We start from the raw sequence: 15,973 nt of genomic DNA, 5'->3' as shown, positions 1-15,973 counted from the left end.
CTTCGACTTCGCTCAGGCTGAACGGAGGTGGTCGTTCAGGCGGAACGGGCGTCGGGCGCGAGCGTCATCCGGACCCGCAACCCCGGCGCATGATCCTCCAGCGCCAGCGTGCCGCCATGCAGATGCGCCACCGCGCTGGCGAGTGACAGGCCCAGCCCCGCGCCGCTCTCGCTGCGCGCCGCGTCCAGCCGTCCGAAGCGTTTCAGCGCCTCGTCACGCCGCTCGGGCGGGATACCGGGGCCGTCATCGGCGACGATCAGGACCGGGCCCGGCTCGACCCGCACCGTCACCGCGCCCGACCCGTATTTCAGCGCATTGTCGACCAGATTGGCCAGCGCCTGGCCCAGCAGTTCGCGGTGGACCAGCGCCACCAGCCGGTCGGGCGCCTCGGCCCGGATCGTCATGCCGCGATCCTCGGCCAGCGGCTCGAACATGTCGGCCACGTCGCGCGCCATGGCGGCGAGATCGGCCTCGACAAAGGCGTCGCGGCCCAGCCCCGCCTCGGCCCGGCTGATGCGCAGCGCGGTGTCGAGCATCGCGAGCAGCCGGTCGCCTTCCTCCAGCGCGCGGCCGACCGACACCCTGGCGCTTTCGTCCTGGGTCTCGGCCAGCGCGCGTTCCAGCGTGGCGCGCAACCGGGTCAGCGGCGAGCGCAGGTCGTGCGCCAGTCCGTCGGTCGCGATCTTGAGTTCGGTCATCAGCAGCGCGATCCGGTCGAGCATCGCATTGACCGCCCCCGCCAGCGCGTCGAAGGCGTCGTCGCCGCCCTTGGTGACGACCCGCCGCGACAGCTCGCCCGCCGCCACCGCATGGGCGGTCGCCACCGTATCCTCCAGCCGCCGCTCGATCATCCGTGCCGCGATCCAGGCGGCGAGCGCGGCCAGCACGATCGCCGCCGCCATGCCGACCGCCATCGCCTCCTCCATCGCGCGGGCGACACGCAGCTCGCTTTCGACGACATGCCCCGCCAGCATCCGCGATCCATCGGGTAGGCGGGTGGCGAGCACGCGCATTCGCTCGGGCTGCGAATGGCCGATGCGGAAGATCTCGATCGTCGCGGCGCCGGGGGTGGGGACGTTGGGCGGCCATTCGGCGATATTGCCGGTGACGAAGCGGCCGCGCGCATCGGTCAGCAGGATGACCGACAGCGGCACCCGGTCGGTGGTCAGCCGCCGCGCGACCGCCGCGCGCACCGCCGCCTGCCCGCCGCTGCGCCACATGCCCGCCAGTTCGTCGCTCAGGTCGCTGGCGGCGTCCTCGGCCTGGTCGGCGATCTCGCCGCGGGTCAGGTGGCGGACGGTCGCCACCATCGCGCCCGCGCCGACCAGCTGGAGCGCAAAGACCAGCAGCGCGAAGCGCAGCGTGGTCGAACGGAAGACGCCCGAGGCTATTTCTCGACCCCCAGCTTATAGCCGGACCCGCGCACCGTGTGGAGCAGCGGCCGGGCAAAGCCCTCGTCGATCTTCTTGCGCAACCGGCTGATATGCACGTCGGTGACGTTGGTGTTGGGGTCGAAATGGAAATCCCACACCCCTTCCAGCAACATGGTGCGGGTCACGACCTGGTCGACATGATGGAGCAGATATTCGAGCAGCCGATATTCGCGCGGCTGAAGCTCGATCGGCTTGCCCGCGCGCCGGACCCGGTGGGCGAGCAGGTCCATCTCCAGGTCGTCGCACACCAGCTTGGTCTGCGGCGCGTTGCCGGTCGTGCCGCCGCGCCGGATCAGCAGCCGGATGCGCGCCAGCAGCTCGGCGAAGACGAAGGGCTTGGTCAGATAATCGTCCGAGCCCGAGGTCAGCCCGGCGACCCGGTCCTCGGGCGAGGACATGGCGGACAGGATCAGGACCGGCGATTCGATCCCGGCGGCGCGGATCGCGGCCAGCACCGCCATGCCGTCCATGCCGGGCAGCATCCGGTCCAGCACGACGCAGTCATAGGTGCCGTCGGTCGCATGGAACAGGCCGTCGCGCCCATTGGCCGCATGGTCGACCAGGAATCCCTCTTCACGCAACCCGTTGGCGATATAATCCGCCGTCGAGCGATCATCTTCGATCAACAAAATCCTGTTGGCCACGCAGTCCTCCCGATCCGGTCCTTAGCAGCGTGATCGTGTGGAGGCCATGGTCGCGCATGATACGCAGCCGGAGCGGGGCTTCGGGATTGCGAAGCGCCTCGTCGCGCAGCAGCGAGAAGGAGGTGGCGGGGCGACCGTCGACCGCCACCACCGTATCGCCGACGTGCAGCGGCAGATTGTCGATCGTGCCGGGATCACCGTCCAGGTCGCTGCGCAGGCTGGTGACGACCAGGCCCGGCCGGTCGTCGCCCATCGGCACGAAGGTCGCGCCATAAAGCGTCGTGCCCGTCCGCATGCCCGCGCGAAGCGGCAAGTGCCCGACGAGCAGCGCCACCGCCCCCGCGCCCAGCAGCGCGACGGCCGCCGCGCCCCAGCCGACGATCCGCAACCCCTTCACGACGCCCGTCCGGCCGGGACGCGCCGATCCATGGCCGCAGGCGAGGCGGCATGGGCGGAGGCAGGGCGGGCGAGGCGTTTCACACCTGTCCTTCTATCGATCGCGACCTGAGGGGAGGGTGGGCGAGACGTGACGCTTCTGTCATCAAATCGCTTGTATCCACATGACACACTTGTCAGGTGGCCGAAAGGTGACAGGGGCAGGGACGGTCCTATGGCCATGGCGGGTCGCTGCGTCGTGCAGGGGTGTGGGCGGGCGATGGGTGGGTGTGCGTAGAGGATGAAAGGTTTGCGGCCATGACGGGCCATAAGGCGGCGGGCGGCGATCTATGCCGTCTCGTCGTGTCGCGTTCGCCGGGGGGCGGCGCATGACGGAAGGGGCGGGGGACATGGGATGGCTCGACCGGGCGCTTGGCTATGCCAAGGCACGGCGCGGCTATCTCGCGGTCGCGGCCGTGGTGCTGCTCGTCGCGCTGGGGCTGTCGGCGCTGCATCATCTGACCCGCCAGATCCGGCTGGCCGATGTCCGCGCGGCTTTCTACGCGATCGACCCGCACCAGATCATGCTGTCGGCGGCGCTGACCGTCGCCAGCTATATTGCCTTGACCTTCTACGACGTGATCGCGCTGCGCGTGATCGGGCGGCCGCTGCGCTGGCGGACGGCGGCGATGGCGTCCTTCACCAGCTATACGCTCAGCCACAATCTGGGGCTGGCGCTGCTGACCGGCGGGTCGGCGCGCTACCGCGTCTATGCCGCCGCCGGGCTGGACGGTCCCGACATCGCCCGCGTCATCGCGATCGCCAGCGCGACCTTCTGGTTCGGGGTGTTCAGCGTCACCGGGCTGGGGCTGGTGTTCCATGAGGGGCCGGTCACGCTCGACGCGCTGGTGCTGGGGCAGAGCGCGGTCCGCTGGGTCGGTGCGGCGGTGGTGGCGGGGGCGCTGGCGCTGATCCTGCTCTGCGCGCTGCGGCCGGGCAAGCGGGTCGGCTGGCGCGCCTGGAGCGTGCCGCTGCCCACGACGGGGCAGGCATTGGCGCAGATCGGCATCGCCTCGCTCGACCTGCTTTGCGCCAGCGCGGCGCTGTTCGTCCTGTTGCCGGGCGCCTCGCCCGAGCTGCTGCCCGCCTTCGTGCTCGCCTATGCGCTGGCGATCATCGTCGCGCTGGTCAGTCATGTGCCCGGCGGGATCGGCGTGTTTGAGGCGGTGGTGCTGGCGACGGTGCCGGTCGACCGGACCGAGCTGTTCGCCGCGCTGATCGCCTACCGCGTCCTCTACTACCTGCTGCCGCTGGGCCTGGGCATCGCGCTGCTCGCCTGGGACGAGGCGCGGCGGCGGCCGATCAAGGCGTTGCGGGATATTCGCCGCGTCCTGCTGGGCGTGGCCCCGACGCTGCTCAGCGCGGCCTGTTTCGGGGGCGGGGCGATCCTGCTGCTGTCGGGGTCGCTGCCCGCCATTCCGCAGCGCGTCCATCACCTCGTCCATATCCTGCCGCTGCCCTTTATCGAGGCGTCGCATTTCGCCGCCAGCCTGGTCGGCACCGGGCTGCTGCTGCTGGCGCCGGGGCTGTACCGGCGGCTGGACGGGGCGAGCCTGGCGGCGCGTGCGCTGCTGGTCGCGGGCGCGGTCTTCTCGCTGGCCAAGGGCATCGATTACGAGGAGGCGGCGGTCTGCCTCTCCATCGCGCTGCTGCTCCAGATGAGCCGCCGGGCCTTTTACCGGCGCACCTCGCTGGTCGCGCGGCCGCTGTCGCCCGCCTGGCTGTTCAGCGTCGCGGTGGTGATCGTCGGGACGGGGTGGATCGGCTTCTTCGCCTATAAGCATGTCGATTATCAGGAATCGCTGTGGTGGCGGTTCGCGCTGTCCGACGACGCCTCGCGTTTCCTGCGCGCGGCGCTGGGCGTCGCGGTGATGCTGGCGGGGGCGGGGCTGTGGCGGCTGTTCCTCGCCGCGCCGCCGGGGGAGACCGACCACCCCGCGATGGACCGGGTGCTTTCCATCGTCGGACAGGCCGAGCGGACCGATGCCGCGCTGGCGCTGCTCGGCGACAAGCGCTTCCTGTTCTCGCCCGAGGACGACGCCTTCGTGATGTATCAGGTGCGCGGGACCAGCTGGATCGCGATGGGTGATCCGGTCGGGCCGCGCGCCGCCTGGGCCGATTTGCTGTGGCAGCTGCGCACCATGGCCGACGCCGCGCAAGGCCGGTTGATGCTGTATCAGATCACCCCCGACGCGCTGGAGATCGCGATCGAGATGGGGCTCCAGATCATCAAATATGGCGAGGAGGCGCTGATCGACCTGGGGCGTTTCGCGCTGGAGGGCGGGCGGATGCGCGGTCTTCGCCAGACGCTCAACCGTTTCCGCACGCGCGAGAATGCCAGCTTCACGATCCTGCCCGCCGCCGAGGTGCCGGCGATCCTGCCCGAATTGCGCGCGGTGTCCGACGACTGGCTGATGGCCAAGGGGCATGGCGAGAAGGGGTTCAGCCTGGGCCGCTTCGACCCCGCCTATCTGGCGATGACCGATTGTGCGCTGGTGCGGGTGGAGGGGCGGATCGTCGCCTTCGCCAATTTGTGGAAAGCGGGGGATCGCCGCGAGCTGTCGGTCGACCTGATGCGCCATGTCGAGGACGCGCCGGGTGGGGTGATGGACTATCTGTTCGTCGAGCTGATGCTGTGGGGGCAGGCGCAGGGCTATGGCGGGTTCGCGCTGGGCCTGGCGCCGCTATCCGGGGTCGGCGGGCGGCGTATGGCCCCGACCTGGGCCAAGCTGGCCTCGCTGGTGTTCCGGCATGGCGAGCGTTTCTACGGCTTTCGCGGCCTTCGCGCCTATAAGGAGAAGTTCCAGCCCGAATGGGCGCCACGCTATATCGCGGGGCCGCGCGGGCTGGGGCTGGTCAAGGCGCTGCGCGACCTGAACGCGCTGATCGCCGATGGGGGCGAGGGGGAATAGATCCTCCCCGGCACGGGGAGGGGGACCGCCGCGAAGCGGTGGTGGAGGGGGCTTTCCGCAAAGGACGTCCTGCGTAGAAGCCCCCCTCCGTCAGGCCTTCGGCCTGCCACCTCCCCGTGCCGGGGAGGAAGGTTATGCCTTGAACAGCGACGGGGCCTTTTCCACCCGCGTCCGCCCGGCGGCGTCCGTCACCGCATAGGTGAAGCCCGGCAACAGGCAGAAGGCGCCGATCCGTCCCGCCGTGTCCATCGCCAGGAAGCCGACCTGCACCCCCTTGATCGCATCGCCGCGCAGGGCGGCGATATGCCGGGCGGCTTCCTCGCAGGCCGCCTGCGGGCTCAGCCCATGGCGCATCGAGGCGACAACGCGCGCGGTGCCGACGGTGCGGGTGACTTCCTCGCCCAGCCCCGTGGAGGTCGCGCCGCCCACGCCGCGCTCGACATAGAGGCCCGAGCCGACCTGCGGCGAGTCGCCCACGCGCCCGCGCATCTTGAACGCCATGCCAGAGGTCGTGCAGGCGCCCGCCATCCGCCCGCTCGCATCGCGCGCCAGCATCCCGATCGTGTCATGGTCCAGCGCGCCGCCCGGCGTGCCGGGGCGGCCCGCGCCGTAAGTGCCGGTCTCGCTATTGGCGACGGGCTTGTAGTTTTGCGTCTTCAGCCATTCGCGCCACGCCTTCTCCGCCTCGGGCGTCAGCAGGTTGGTACGCGGGAAGCCCCGATCGCGCGCGAAGCGGGTCGCGCCTTCGCCGACCAGGAAGGTGTGCGGCGTATGCTCCATCACCGCGCGCGCGACCGAGATGGCGTGGACCGTGTCCTCCAGCGCGGCGACCGCGCCGACGCCGCCCGCATCGTCCATGATGACGGCATCGAGCGTGACATGGCCGTCGCGGTCCGGATAGCCGCCATAGCCTACCGAATGGTTGTTCGGATCGGCCTCGGGCACCTTCACCCCCGCCTCGACCATGTCGATCAGCGATCCGCCCGCCCGCCCGGCGGCAAAGGCCGCGTCATTGGCCGGTGCGCCGAAATCCCAGGTCGACACGATCGTCGAGCGCGGCCCGGCGGCCTGCGCAAAGGCGCGGGCGGGCGCGGCGGCCAGCCCCGTACCGATCCCCGCCAGCGTGGCGATCCCACCCAGAAAACCCCGTCGACCTTCTTTCATCACGCTTGCTCCCCCCGCCCGCGATCGCCGGGCGTTTCGTCGCCCGATTGTGCGCGGCCCCGCGCGGAGCCGCAAGCCTGCAAACCGATATAACACCAATTGCCCGCCCCGGCGTGACCGTCGCGATCACCCGCTAGGCGAGTCGGCGGCGTGCGGCCGTCCGGGGCCGCCGGGGAATATGGCGGCGCTGTCATGCAAAGGTTTCAAATCGTTAATAATTGTGTCTTTCCGGTTACAGTTCCAGGCCAATGCCATCCTTGGGGGCATAAAGGTATGGTTTAGGTATTGACCAAATTCCTCAAAATGTTTGTCTTTCTCCCGCGCCCGACAAAATCAGCCTTGGGCCTTAGGGGAGACGTATGAGAATCCAGCAGTCCGCATCATGGTTGGCCCTCTCGGCCGCGTCGATGATGCTCGCCGCGCCCGCCATCGCGCAGCAGACCGGAACCACCGGTGCCCAGGCGGATGCGCCGCAGACCGGCGCCGACCAGAATCCGGGCGATCTGAGCGCGAATGCCGCCGCCACCCGCTCGGCCGCGATCACCGGCACCCCGCAGGCCAGCCCGGGCGGCGGCGACGTCGTCGTGACCGGCACGCGCATCACCCGTCCCAACCTCGCCTCCGCCGCGCCGATCACCTCGGTCACGCGCCAGGACATCCAGGCCCAGGCCGCGGTCAATGTCGAGGACGTGCTCAACCGTCTGCCGCAGGTCGCGCCCGACAGCCAGCAGACCTATAACGACTCCGACGGTCGCCAGCGCATCAAGCTGCGCACCCTGGGCTTCGAGCGCACGCTGGTCCTGATCGACGGCAAGCGGCTGGGCACCCAGAACGGCCAGGACGTCGGCATCATCCCGACCTCGCTGTTGCAGCGCGTCGACGTGCTGACCGGCGGCGCCTCGTCGGTCTATGGCTCGGACGCGGTCGCGGGCGTCGTCAACTTCGTCCTGCGCAAGGATTTCGAGGGCGTTCAGCTCGACGCGAACTACAACTTCTTCAACCATTACAACAAGGACACGATCGTGTCGCCGCTGGCGCGCGCCGCCGGTTTCGGCAGCGCGCGGGGCCTGACCAATGACGGCGGCCGCGCCGACCTGACGCTGACGGCGGGCACCAAGCTGTTCGACGACAAGCTGCACGTCAGCGGCTTCGTCAACTATCGCCAGACTAACGAGATCGCGCTGACCTCGCGCTCGAACGCGGGCTGCTATCTTACCCAGTTGCAGCTCAACGGCCCGCTGTCCTGCGGCCTGACGCCCAGCAGCTCGACCAGCGGCCTCATCACGCCCCAGTCGGGCCCGAATGCGGGCGCGCAATATGTCAACAATCCGGACGGAACGCGCACCTTCGTGCCGTTCGGCGCGGGGCAGGGCAATGCGTCCAACTATTTCAGCGGCTATGCCTATCAGCGCCCCTCGGAGCGGGTGAATGCGGGCGGTTTCGCCACGCTGGACCTGGCGCCGGAAGCCGAGCTCTATGCCTCGGGCATCTGGTTCCGCGACAAGTCGTACACCAACTATCCGACGATCGCGAGCGGCACCGTCAACGTCAACTGCAACAACCCCTATCTGTCGGGGACGCAGGCGACCGCGATCGGATGCGCCACCGGCGTGACCAGCGTGCCCGTCACGCTCGCCTATCGCCTGGGCGAGAATAACGACCGGCCCGACACCTTCATCAACACCGGCGTCCGCCTGACCGGCGGCGTCCGCGGCAAGGTGGGCGACGCCTGGACCTATGATGTCGGCGGCGTCTATGCCCGCAACCATCAGGATTATACGCCCAGCTTCCGCGTTCCCGGCACGCTGCAGAATGCGGTGAATGTCGGCGGCACGGCGGCCAACCCGGTCTGCGCCAGCGGCGCGGCGGGCTGCGTGCCCTTCGACATCTTCAGCGCGGGCAACAACAACCCGGCGCTGATCAACTATCTGTTCGGCACCGGCACGTCGGAAACCACCGGCACGCTGTACGACGTCCAGGCCAATGTCACCGGCGACCTCGGCAAGTACGGCATTACCTCGCCCTTCGCCGAACAGGGTCTGGCGATCGCGCTGGGCACCGAATATCGCAAGGACACGCTGACGTCGCGCGCCGACAGTGCCTATCGCGCCGCGCTGGGCGGCACCGACACGAACCTCAGCCAGGATGTGGTCGAGGCCAATATCGAGGTCCAGGCCCCGCTGATCGAGCACAAGCCCTTTGCCGAGCTGGTGCAGGTCAATGGTGGCTATCGCGTCTCGAAGTACAGCAGCAATCCCAAGGCGTTCAACACCTGGAAGATCGAGGGCGTCTATGCCCCGGTCAGCGACCTGACCTTCCGCGCCTCGTTCAACAAGGCGCAGCGCGCGCCGACCGTGGTCGAGATCCGCCAGGCGAGCAATGTCGAGTTCGTGGGCGGCGGATCGGGCACCTTCACCGACTTCTGCGCCCCGACCGTGACCACCGGCGCCAATGGCGTCACCTATGGCGCGCCGATCGCATCGCGTGAGGTCTGCCGCGCCACCGGCCTGTCGGACGCGCTGTACGGCAGCCGCGACCTGTTGTGCAGCAACGGCACCACGCCCAACGGCAGCAGCGCCTGCGCGGTGCGTTCGGGCGGCTTCACCGCCGATCCGGAAACCGCCTATACCCAGACCTATGGCCTGGTCGTGAAGCCGCGCTTCATCAAGGGGCTGGTCTTCTCGGTCGATCGCTATCGCATCAAGATCGACAACTCGCTCGGCTATAACGACTACAGCTATTACACCGATGGCTGTCTGCGTTCGGGCGGCGACCAGTTCTTCTGCCAGGGCATCGTCCGCAACGCGACCACCGGCCAGCTGTTCAACGGCGGCTATATCCGCCAGGGCACGACCAACTATTACACCTCGATCGCGCAGGGCTGGGACTTCCAGGCGCAATATGCGCTGACGCTGGAGTCGATCGGCCGTCTGGACTTCGGCTTCAACGGCTCGCTGACCACCGCCGCGGGTGGCCAGGATTCGCCGCTTCAGCCCGAGCGCAACTGTGCGGGCTATTATGGCAATGGCTGCGGCCAGCTGATCCCGAAGTGGAGCCATGGCCTGCGCACGACCTACACCACGGTCGACAAGAAGTTCAGCGCATCGCTCAACTGGCGCTATGTCGGCTCGCTGACCAACGCCAACAATTCGGGCGACTCCGCGATCGGCGGCACGCCGGATCGGGCGCTGACCAACTATTACCGCGTCGCGCCGCAGAATTATTTCGACCTGGCACTCAACTTCGCGATCGCCAAGCAGTTCTCGCTGCGCCTGATCGCGAACAACCTGTTCGACAAGTCCGCGCCGATCGTGCCGGATTCGTACAATATCAGCCTAGCGCGGACCAACACCATCCCGCAGCGTTACGACACGCTGGGCCGCAACATCGCGATCGGGACGACGATCAACTTCTGATCCACGCCCCCGGCGGAGTGCCCCGGCGCTCCGCCGATCCCCGAACGGAAAAGGCCGGTCGTCCCTGCGGACGATCGGCCTTTCCTTTATCCCGTCCCTCGGCTCAGGCTGAGCCGAGGTTCGGTTTACTCCACGAAATCCTCAACCTCGCGCCGCTTGCCGCGCATGAAGGCGTCGGCGACGTGGCGCAGCGGGGCGATGTCGACGTCCGAGCGGCCGCCCTTCACCAATTCGCCGAAGCGGGCATAGAGCCCCGGATATTCGCCGTGCAGCCCCTCTTCGCGGTGCGGGGTCGAGCCGTCGGGCAGGGTCAGCACCGCGCCGCCCTCGGCCAGCCTGAGCGTGCCGTCGGTCGTCTCGACGACGATGTCCCAGCTTTGATGCCCCTCCTGCCGCCAGTCCAGGTCGAGCGTGACCGGCGTGCCGTCGGTCGTGCGGAACGCCACGTCGGCTGCGATCGGCGCGTCGCGATTGGCGGGGAAGTCCAGCGTCGCGCGCTCGATGAAGAAGGGCTGGGGCATGATGTGCGTCGCGATCGACAGCGCGTTGATACCCGGATCGAACACGCCGAAGCCGCCCGCTTCCCAGATCCAGGCCTGGCCCGGATGCCATTGCCGCACATCCTCGCGCCAGGTGATCGCCGCCGACGTGACCTTGCGGGCGGACAGCCATTCGCGCGCGGGCTCGACCCCCAGCGCATAGCGGGAATGCCAGCTGGCGAACAGCGTCACGCCCGCCTTGGCCGCCAGTTCCTCCAGCACCGCCACCTCGGCCAGCGTCGCGCCCGGCGGCTTTTCGAGGAAGACGTGCCAGTTGTTCTCCAGCGCGGCGGCGGCGATGGCGTGGCGGACCTGCGGCGGGGTGCACAGCGCCACCGCATCGACCGTCACGTCGCTTTGCGCGAGTTCTGCGATGTCGTGGAAATGCGGCACGCCGTCGACCCCGTTGGGCGAGCGGCTGACGGTGGCGACCAGTTCGAAGGCCGGATTGCCCGCAATGGCGGGGACATGCTGGTCATGGGCGATCTTGCCCATGCCGACCAGCGCGAGGCGGATCGTGTCGGTCATCGGTATCAGCGTGCCTTTTCGACATAAGCGCGCGCCGACACGGCGACATCCGCCGCCGGCTTGCCCGCGCGATAGAGGTTGGAGCCCAGGCCGAAGCCGTCCGCGCCATGCGCGCGCCACTCGGCCATGTTGTCGGGCGTGATTCCGCCGACCGCCAGCACCGCGACCTCGCGCGGCAGGACGGCGCGTTGCGCCTTCAGGAAGGTCGGCGAAGCGCCCTCGGCGGGGAACAGCTTCAGCCCGTGGGCGCCCGCCTTCAGGGCGGCAAAGGCCTCGGACGGGGTGAAATAGCCGGGCAGCGAGATCAACCCTTCCGCCACGCTGTGCGCGATGACCTGGGTGTCGGTGTTGGGCGAGACGATCAGCGTGCCGCCCGCCGCCTTCACCCGGTCGACCTGCTCGGTGGTCAGCACCGTGCCCGCGCCCACGATCGCCTTGTCCCCGACATGCGCCGCGATGGCGGCGATGCTGTCATAGGGCTGGGGCGAGTTCAGCGGCACCTCGATCAGCGTGAAGCCCGCCTCCACCAGCGCGTCGGCGACGGGGATCGCCTCGTCCGGGGTCAGGCCGCGCAGGATCGCGACGAGCGGGCAGGCGGCAAAGGCGGCGGCGAACCGTGCGGCGGGGTCGGTCATGACAAATGCTCCCGAATGGCGTGAAGTCCGGCGAGGAAACCGGCATGGCTGTCGAGCGCGACGACGGTGCCGCCCCGCGCCGCGATCCCGATGGTGTAGAGGTCGGCGAGCAGGCCGCTGGACAGAAGGTGGACGGTGCGCCCCGCCATGTCCGGCACCGCGCCGATGTCGCTGCCGATCAGCAGTCCGCTGGCATAGGCCGCCGCGTCCTCGGGCGCGATCCGGCCGAGCAGCACCGAGGCGCGCACCCCGAACAGCGCCGCCGTCAGGTCGCACGCGCCGAAGCCACGCGCCAGGCCGTCGCGAAAGGCGGGGCCGTCCGCCACGGGCCCATCGAGCATCCCTGCCAATATGCCATGCCCCTTGACCAGCGCGAACAGCTCGCCGGTCATGGTGGTGGCGAAGTCGGTGATCCGGCCGTCCCGGGTATGCACCCATTTGTTGTGCGTCCCCGGCTGCGCGAACAGCGCATCGGCGGGGGCGAGCCCGGCGGCGATCGCGCCCAGCACCTGCACCTCCTCGCCGCGCATCACATCGGCGCGGGTCGCGGTCAGCAGCGAGATGCCGGGGACGATGGTGACGTCCTGATCGGCGATGCGGGTCGCCGCACCGGCCAGCATCGCCAGATCCGCCGGGGCGGGGACATAGGCCGCCTCGCGCCAGCCGCGCGTCGACCCGACCATCCCCGCCGCGACGATCGGCAGCTTGCCGAACCGCGTCCGGATCGCGGCGATCTCATCGGGATAGGAATCCGGCTGCATCGACAACACGCCGCGATCGTCGCGTACCGTGTCCAGCATCGTGCCGTCATCGGCCAGGATATAGAGGCGGCGGTTGGTGGTGCCCCAGTCGATCGCGATATAGGCGGGCGTCACGTCTGATGGCTCGGTGGGCACGGCCTCTCCTTATCTTGTCGCGCGATTTGTAGGACAATAAAATGCCCGGCGCAAGCTGGTCGGCGGGGGATGACGTCGCGCCCGCACCCGCCTACATTCGGGATATGTACCAATTCGATATCGCCGCCGGATCCAAGGCGGAGCTTTACCGCGACCTCCATGCCGCGCTCGACGCGCTGACCGCCGGAGAGGCGGATGCGGTCGCCAACATGGCCAACGCCTCGGCGCTGATCTGGCAATATCTGCCCGATCTCAACTGGGCCGGTTTCTACCGCATGGTGGGGGGCGAACTGGTGCTCGGCCCGTTTCAGGGCAAGGCGGCGTGCATCCGCATCCCGGTGGGCAAGGGCGTGTGCGGTGCCGCGGTCGCGACCCGCGAGACTCAGCGGGTGGACGATGTCCATGCCTTTCCGGGCCATATCGCCTGCGATGCGGCCAGCCGGTCGGAACTGGTCGTCCCGGTCCTGCATGACGGACGGGTGATCGGCGTGCTCGATCTCGACAGCCCCGAGCCCAGCCGTTTCGATGCCGAGGATCAGGCGGGGTGCGAGGCGCTGGTGACGCTGCTCGCGCCGCGACTGGCGGCGGCGGCCGACTGATCCGGCTGATCCGATTCGGGACGCGGGGCAGCGCTATCGGCGATGATGGCGCGCTGGTATCAAAGCGTGTTTTAGCAAAGGCGTTTAGGGGACGTCCTTCGCATTGATACAGGGGAATTTTACGCCATGCGCACCACCTCGCCTCTGATCGCCCTTACGCTGACCCTGGCGCTCGGCGCGCCGGTCACAGCGCAAGGGCAGGGGCCCGGTCGGGCCGGGGCCAGCTATCCGCGCCCCGGCCTAGACGCCGCGTCCGGGCCGGTGGCGGCTCCGATCGTCTCGACCAGCACGGTCGGCGTGCCGCCGGTCCGCCCGGATCGCTGGGGCAGCAAGGTCGGCGGACGCTGGTGGGGCGGGGCCAATGCGCCGGGCGGCTGGCCCGCCTATCGTCGGCCGGTGCGCGGGATGGTCGTGCCGGGCTATTGGAACAGCCCGCGTTTCGGCGTGTCCGACTGGGCGGTCTATCGCCTGCCGCAGCCGCCGGTCGGTTATCGCTGGACGCGCTATTATGACGACGCGGTCCTGATCGATCCGCGCGGGGCGGTCTATGACAGCGTCCATGACGTCGATTGGGACGGAGCGGGGCAGGCGGGTCATGCCGGTGGCTATCCGCCGCCGCCGCCGGTCCGGCGTGACGACGGGCTGGGCGGCGCGGCCATCGGCGCGGTCGCCGGGGGCGTCGCGGGCAATCTGGTGGCGGGGCGCGGCGACCGGCTGGGCGGGACGCTGATCGGCGCGGGCGTCGGCGCGGTGGCGGGCTATGCCATCGACCGGGCCGAGGATCGGCGGCGTCGGATGCCGCCGGGCCATGACGATTACGGCGCGCCGGATTATGGCTATCCGGGTGACTATCCGCCCCCGCCGCCTCCGCCGCCGGCCCTGGGGCGGCGCATCGTGACGCGGGACGGGACCACCGTGACCACCACGACGACCGTCGGCACGCTCGCCGAAGGCCAGCCAGGTTATTATGATAGCGGCTATTATTATCCCGCTCCCACAGTGACAACGATTGTGGTACAGGGGGCACCTGTTACCACGACAACGACGACCACCACGACCGAAGTCGTGCGCCAGGCCCCGCGCCGGGCGCGGATACGGAGCAAGCTGGTCCGTCGCTGAAGCCTTCCCCCAGGGGGGATTTTCGACCCGAGAGACGCCGGGTCGATAATCGGGATGCCGCTCCGTCTACTCCCACGGGGCGGCATCCCAACTGATGGACGGGGATGCGGCGGCGTCAGCGCCCGCCGAAGGTGACCAGGCTTTCCGATCCGTCCGCCGCCACCGCCGACACGCCGACGAAGTGATCGTCGACCGGGGTCTGGCTCAGCACGGTCTTCGTCTCGGTCACGTCGCGCGACTGGCTCCACTGGCTCGTGTCGTTGCGCCGCCAGTGGACGCGATAGCGGACCGCGCCCGGCACCGGGGCCCATTCCACCTGCGTATCGCGCGACAGCGCCCCGCTGATCGTCACCTTGTCGGGCGCGGGCGGCGCGGCGGCCAGCCGGGCCAGCGTGGCGATGTTGATCGCCGTCACCTTGGCCAGATAGGGAAAATCCATCTTGTCGATGGTGTCGCCGAACGCGACATTGCCTTCCTTGCGCAGATCCTGGTGCTGCGCGTCCCAATCCTCGTTGGCGACCGAGAAGCGGACGGCGGGATAGCCGAGCTTCAGGAACGGCTCATGGTCGCCGCCGCGCCCGAACCGGTCGGGCCGCCGGTCGAGGAAGACGTCGAGTCCGCCGAGCTTGTCCGCCACGCCATCGATCGCCTTGGCGAGCGCGCGGCTGGGGCCGTCATCCTCGCCGCCATTGCCGCGCCGCTGGATCTGCTGGGGCAGGTCTTCGGACGCGCGAATCCCCTCGGAGAAGACGCGGACCCAGCGCGCCTCGCGCACGCCGCCCTGGCCGATTGTGTTGCCGACGATGTCGTTGTTCAGCATCGCCGAGACGCGCCAGTTCCGCTGCTTGGCGGTGTCGGCGAGCAGGGTGGCGCCCCACAGCCCCTGTTCCTCGCCCGAAAAGACCGCATAGACGATGGTCGCGTCATAACGCTGCTTCGACAGGATGCGCGCCGCCTCCAGCACCAGCGCCACGCCCGAGGCGTCGTCATTGGCCCCCGGCGCGTCGGAAGTCGCATCCATGACGTCGGTGACGCGGCTGTCGATATGCGCGCCGACGATGACCACGCGGTTCGGGTCGCGCCCGCGCTGGATGCCCAGCACATCCTCGACCATCACGCCGTTCGGCGCGCGCGGGCCGGTGAAGCGGCGATTGATCCGTTCGACGGTGATGCAGCCGTCACAGCCTTGCCCGATCGCCTCGAACTGTCGCGCGGCCCAGTCGCGCGCGGCGCCGATCCCGCGCTTGGGGTCGGTGGTGGTCGACAGGGTGTGGCGCGTGCCGAAGCCGACCAGCGTTTCGACATCGGCCTTCAACCGGGCGGGCGAGGGGGTGGCCGCGGAGGACGCGGCGGCGGCGAGCAGAAGCGGAAGGATCATCGGGCCAGACTGGCGGAGAGGCGAATGCGAGGCAAGTGGTGGATTTCCCGAGGGATAGCCGCCCGGATGCCCGATGCGACACCGCCCCGGTCGGGGTGGACCGGGGCGGCTTGGGCGTCGGCCCCTCCTGCCCGAAGCGGGAAGGAGGGCAGGCGGTCCTACGCGACCGGCTTTTCCGCCATCTGCTCGGCCTGGGCGCAACTGTCCGGCCGGGCGGGGCCGAGGACCGGCTCCTCGCCCATGGGTTCGTTGCGGAAGACCGAGAATTCGGCGCG

12 protein-coding genes are annotated in these 15,973 nt (G+C 69.3%); 4 read left to right on the top strand and 8 right to left on the bottom strand.

The genetic code is table 11. The features are described from left to right. Positions 1–35: 35 nt before the first annotated feature. The 3 genes from QE363_RS15495 to QE363_RS15485 all read right to left on the bottom strand — a co-directional run bounded on the left by QE363_RS15495 (position 36) and on the right by QE363_RS15485 (position 2,474). Positions 36–1,310 (bottom strand): HAMP domain-containing sensor histidine kinase, encoded by a 1,275-nt coding sequence (locus QE363_RS15495; protein ID WP_309696676.1) that lies wholly within the window; start codon positions 1,308–1,310, stop codon positions 36–38. 77 nt (positions 1,311–1,387) lie between these two features. After that, on the bottom strand, positions 1,388–2,077 hold the full coding sequence (locus QE363_RS15490; protein WP_309696674.1) for a response regulator transcription factor: 690 nt from the start codon (positions 2,075–2,077) through the stop codon (positions 1,388–1,390). Continuing rightward, positions 2,046–2,474, bottom strand: coding sequence for a hypothetical protein (locus QE363_RS15485; protein WP_309696672.1), 429 nt, complete (start codon positions 2,472–2,474; stop codon positions 2,046–2,048). Before QE363_RS15485 ends, QE363_RS15490 begins: the two co-directional genes overlap by 32 nt. A gap of 388 nt (positions 2,475–2,862) precedes the next feature. Between QE363_RS15485 and mprF the strand changes: the two genes are divergently transcribed. Beyond that, the gene (gene mprF / locus QE363_RS15480) at positions 2,863–5,424 is read left to right on the top strand and encodes a bifunctional lysylphosphatidylglycerol flippase/synthetase MprF (protein WP_309696670.1); all 2,562 of its coding nucleotides are present in this window, start codon (positions 2,863–2,865) and stop codon (positions 5,422–5,424) included. Between the two features lie 132 nt (positions 5,425–5,556). Here the strand turns inward: mprF and QE363_RS15475 are convergent, their stop codons facing one another. After that, the gene (locus tag QE363_RS15475) at positions 5,557–6,588 is read right to left on the bottom strand and encodes a N(4)-(beta-N-acetylglucosaminyl)-L-asparaginase (RefSeq protein WP_309696668.1); all 1,032 of its coding nucleotides are present in this window, start codon (positions 6,586–6,588) and stop codon (positions 5,557–5,559) included. A 359-nt stretch (positions 6,589–6,947) separates the two neighbouring features. Between QE363_RS15475 and QE363_RS15470 the strand changes: the two genes are divergently transcribed. After that, positions 6,948–10,004 carry a TonB-dependent receptor domain-containing protein gene (locus QE363_RS15470; protein WP_309696666.1) on the top strand — a complete coding sequence of 1,019 codons (3,057 nt, stop codon included), beginning with the start codon at positions 6,948–6,950 and terminating at the stop codon, positions 10,002–10,004. A 125-nt stretch (positions 10,005–10,129) separates the two neighbouring features. On the opposite strand, the gene QE363_RS15465 is transcribed toward QE363_RS15470, so the two are convergent. The 3 genes from QE363_RS15465 to QE363_RS15455 are packed head-to-tail and all read right to left on the bottom strand — an operon-like array spanning position 10,130 to position 12,602. Continuing rightward, on the bottom strand, positions 10,130–11,071 hold the full coding sequence (locus QE363_RS15465; protein WP_309696664.1) for a Gfo/Idh/MocA family oxidoreductase: 942 nt from the start codon (positions 11,069–11,071) through the stop codon (positions 10,130–10,132). A gap of 5 nt (positions 11,072–11,076) precedes the next feature. Next, the gene (locus QE363_RS15460; protein ID WP_309696662.1) at positions 11,077–11,706 is read right to left on the bottom strand and encodes a 2-dehydro-3-deoxy-6-phosphogalactonate aldolase; all 630 of its coding nucleotides are present in this window, start codon (positions 11,704–11,706) and stop codon (positions 11,077–11,079) included. Then, entirely contained in the window at positions 11,703–12,602 is a 900-nt protein-coding gene (locus tag QE363_RS15455; RefSeq protein WP_309696660.1) for a 2-dehydro-3-deoxygalactonokinase, read from the bottom strand. Before QE363_RS15455 ends, QE363_RS15460 begins: the two co-directional genes overlap by 4 nt. Positions 12,603–12,706: 104 nt before the next feature. On the opposite strand from QE363_RS15455, the gene QE363_RS15450 reads away from it, so the two are divergent. Together QE363_RS15450 and QE363_RS15445 are read left to right on the top strand one after the other, a co-directional pair. Further along, the gene (locus tag QE363_RS15450) at positions 12,707–13,201 is read left to right on the top strand and encodes a GAF domain-containing protein (RefSeq protein WP_309696658.1); all 495 of its coding nucleotides are present in this window, start codon (positions 12,707–12,709) and stop codon (positions 13,199–13,201) included. Between the two features lie 126 nt (positions 13,202–13,327). Then, positions 13,328–14,320, top strand: a complete 993-nt coding sequence (locus QE363_RS15445) for an RcnB family protein (RefSeq protein ID WP_309696655.1) — start codon at positions 13,328–13,330, stop codon at positions 14,318–14,320. A gap of 115 nt (positions 14,321–14,435) precedes the next feature. Here the strand turns inward: QE363_RS15445 and QE363_RS15440 are convergent, their stop codons facing one another. Continuing rightward, complete coding sequence (locus QE363_RS15440) at positions 14,436–15,698, bottom strand: M20/M25/M40 family metallo-hydrolase (protein ID WP_309698223.1); 1,263 nt, start codon at positions 15,696–15,698, stop codon at positions 14,436–14,438. Positions 15,699–15,973 lie beyond the last annotated feature (275 nt).

The sequence above is a fragment of the Sphingomonas sp. SORGH_AS_0870 genome, from assembly GCF_031453175.1.
In the GTDB taxonomy this organism is placed as follows: Bacteria; Pseudomonadota; Alphaproteobacteria; order Sphingomonadales; family Sphingomonadaceae; genus Sphingomonas.
Note: the sequence above shows the minus strand (reverse complement) of the source record. Positions and strands in the feature narration are given on the sequence as shown.

Bases quoted from the DNA above. Each gene is read 5' to 3' on its own strand.
- QE363_RS15495 (WP_309696676.1), bottom strand. From the start codon at position 1,310: ATGGTGGCGACCGTCCGCCACCTGACCCGCGGCGAGATCGCCGACCAG.
- mprF (WP_309696670.1), top strand. From the start codon at position 2,863: ATGGGATGGCTCGACCGGGCGCTTGGCTATGCCAAGGCACGGCGCGGC.
- QE363_RS15475 (WP_309696668.1), bottom strand. From the start codon at position 6,588: ATGAAAGAAGGTCGACGGGGTTTTCTGGGTGGGATCGCCACGCTGGCG.
- QE363_RS15470 (WP_309696666.1), top strand. From the start codon at position 6,948: ATGAGAATCCAGCAGTCCGCATCATGGTTGGCCCTCTCGGCCGCGTCG.
- QE363_RS15465 (WP_309696664.1), bottom strand. From the start codon at position 11,071: ATGACCGACACGATCCGCCTCGCGCTGGTCGGCATGGGCAAGATCGCC.
- QE363_RS15460 (WP_309696662.1), bottom strand. From the start codon at position 11,706: ATGACCGACCCCGCCGCACGGTTCGCCGCCGCCTTTGCCGCCTGCCCG.
- QE363_RS15450 (WP_309696658.1), top strand. From the start codon at position 12,707: ATGTACCAATTCGATATCGCCGCCGGATCCAAGGCGGAGCTTTACCGC.
- QE363_RS15445 (WP_309696655.1), top strand. From the start codon at position 13,328: ATGCGCACCACCTCGCCTCTGATCGCCCTTACGCTGACCCTGGCGCTC.
- QE363_RS15440 (WP_309698223.1), bottom strand. From the start codon at position 15,698: ATGATCCTTCCGCTTCTGCTCGCCGCCGCCGCGTCCTCCGCGGCCACC.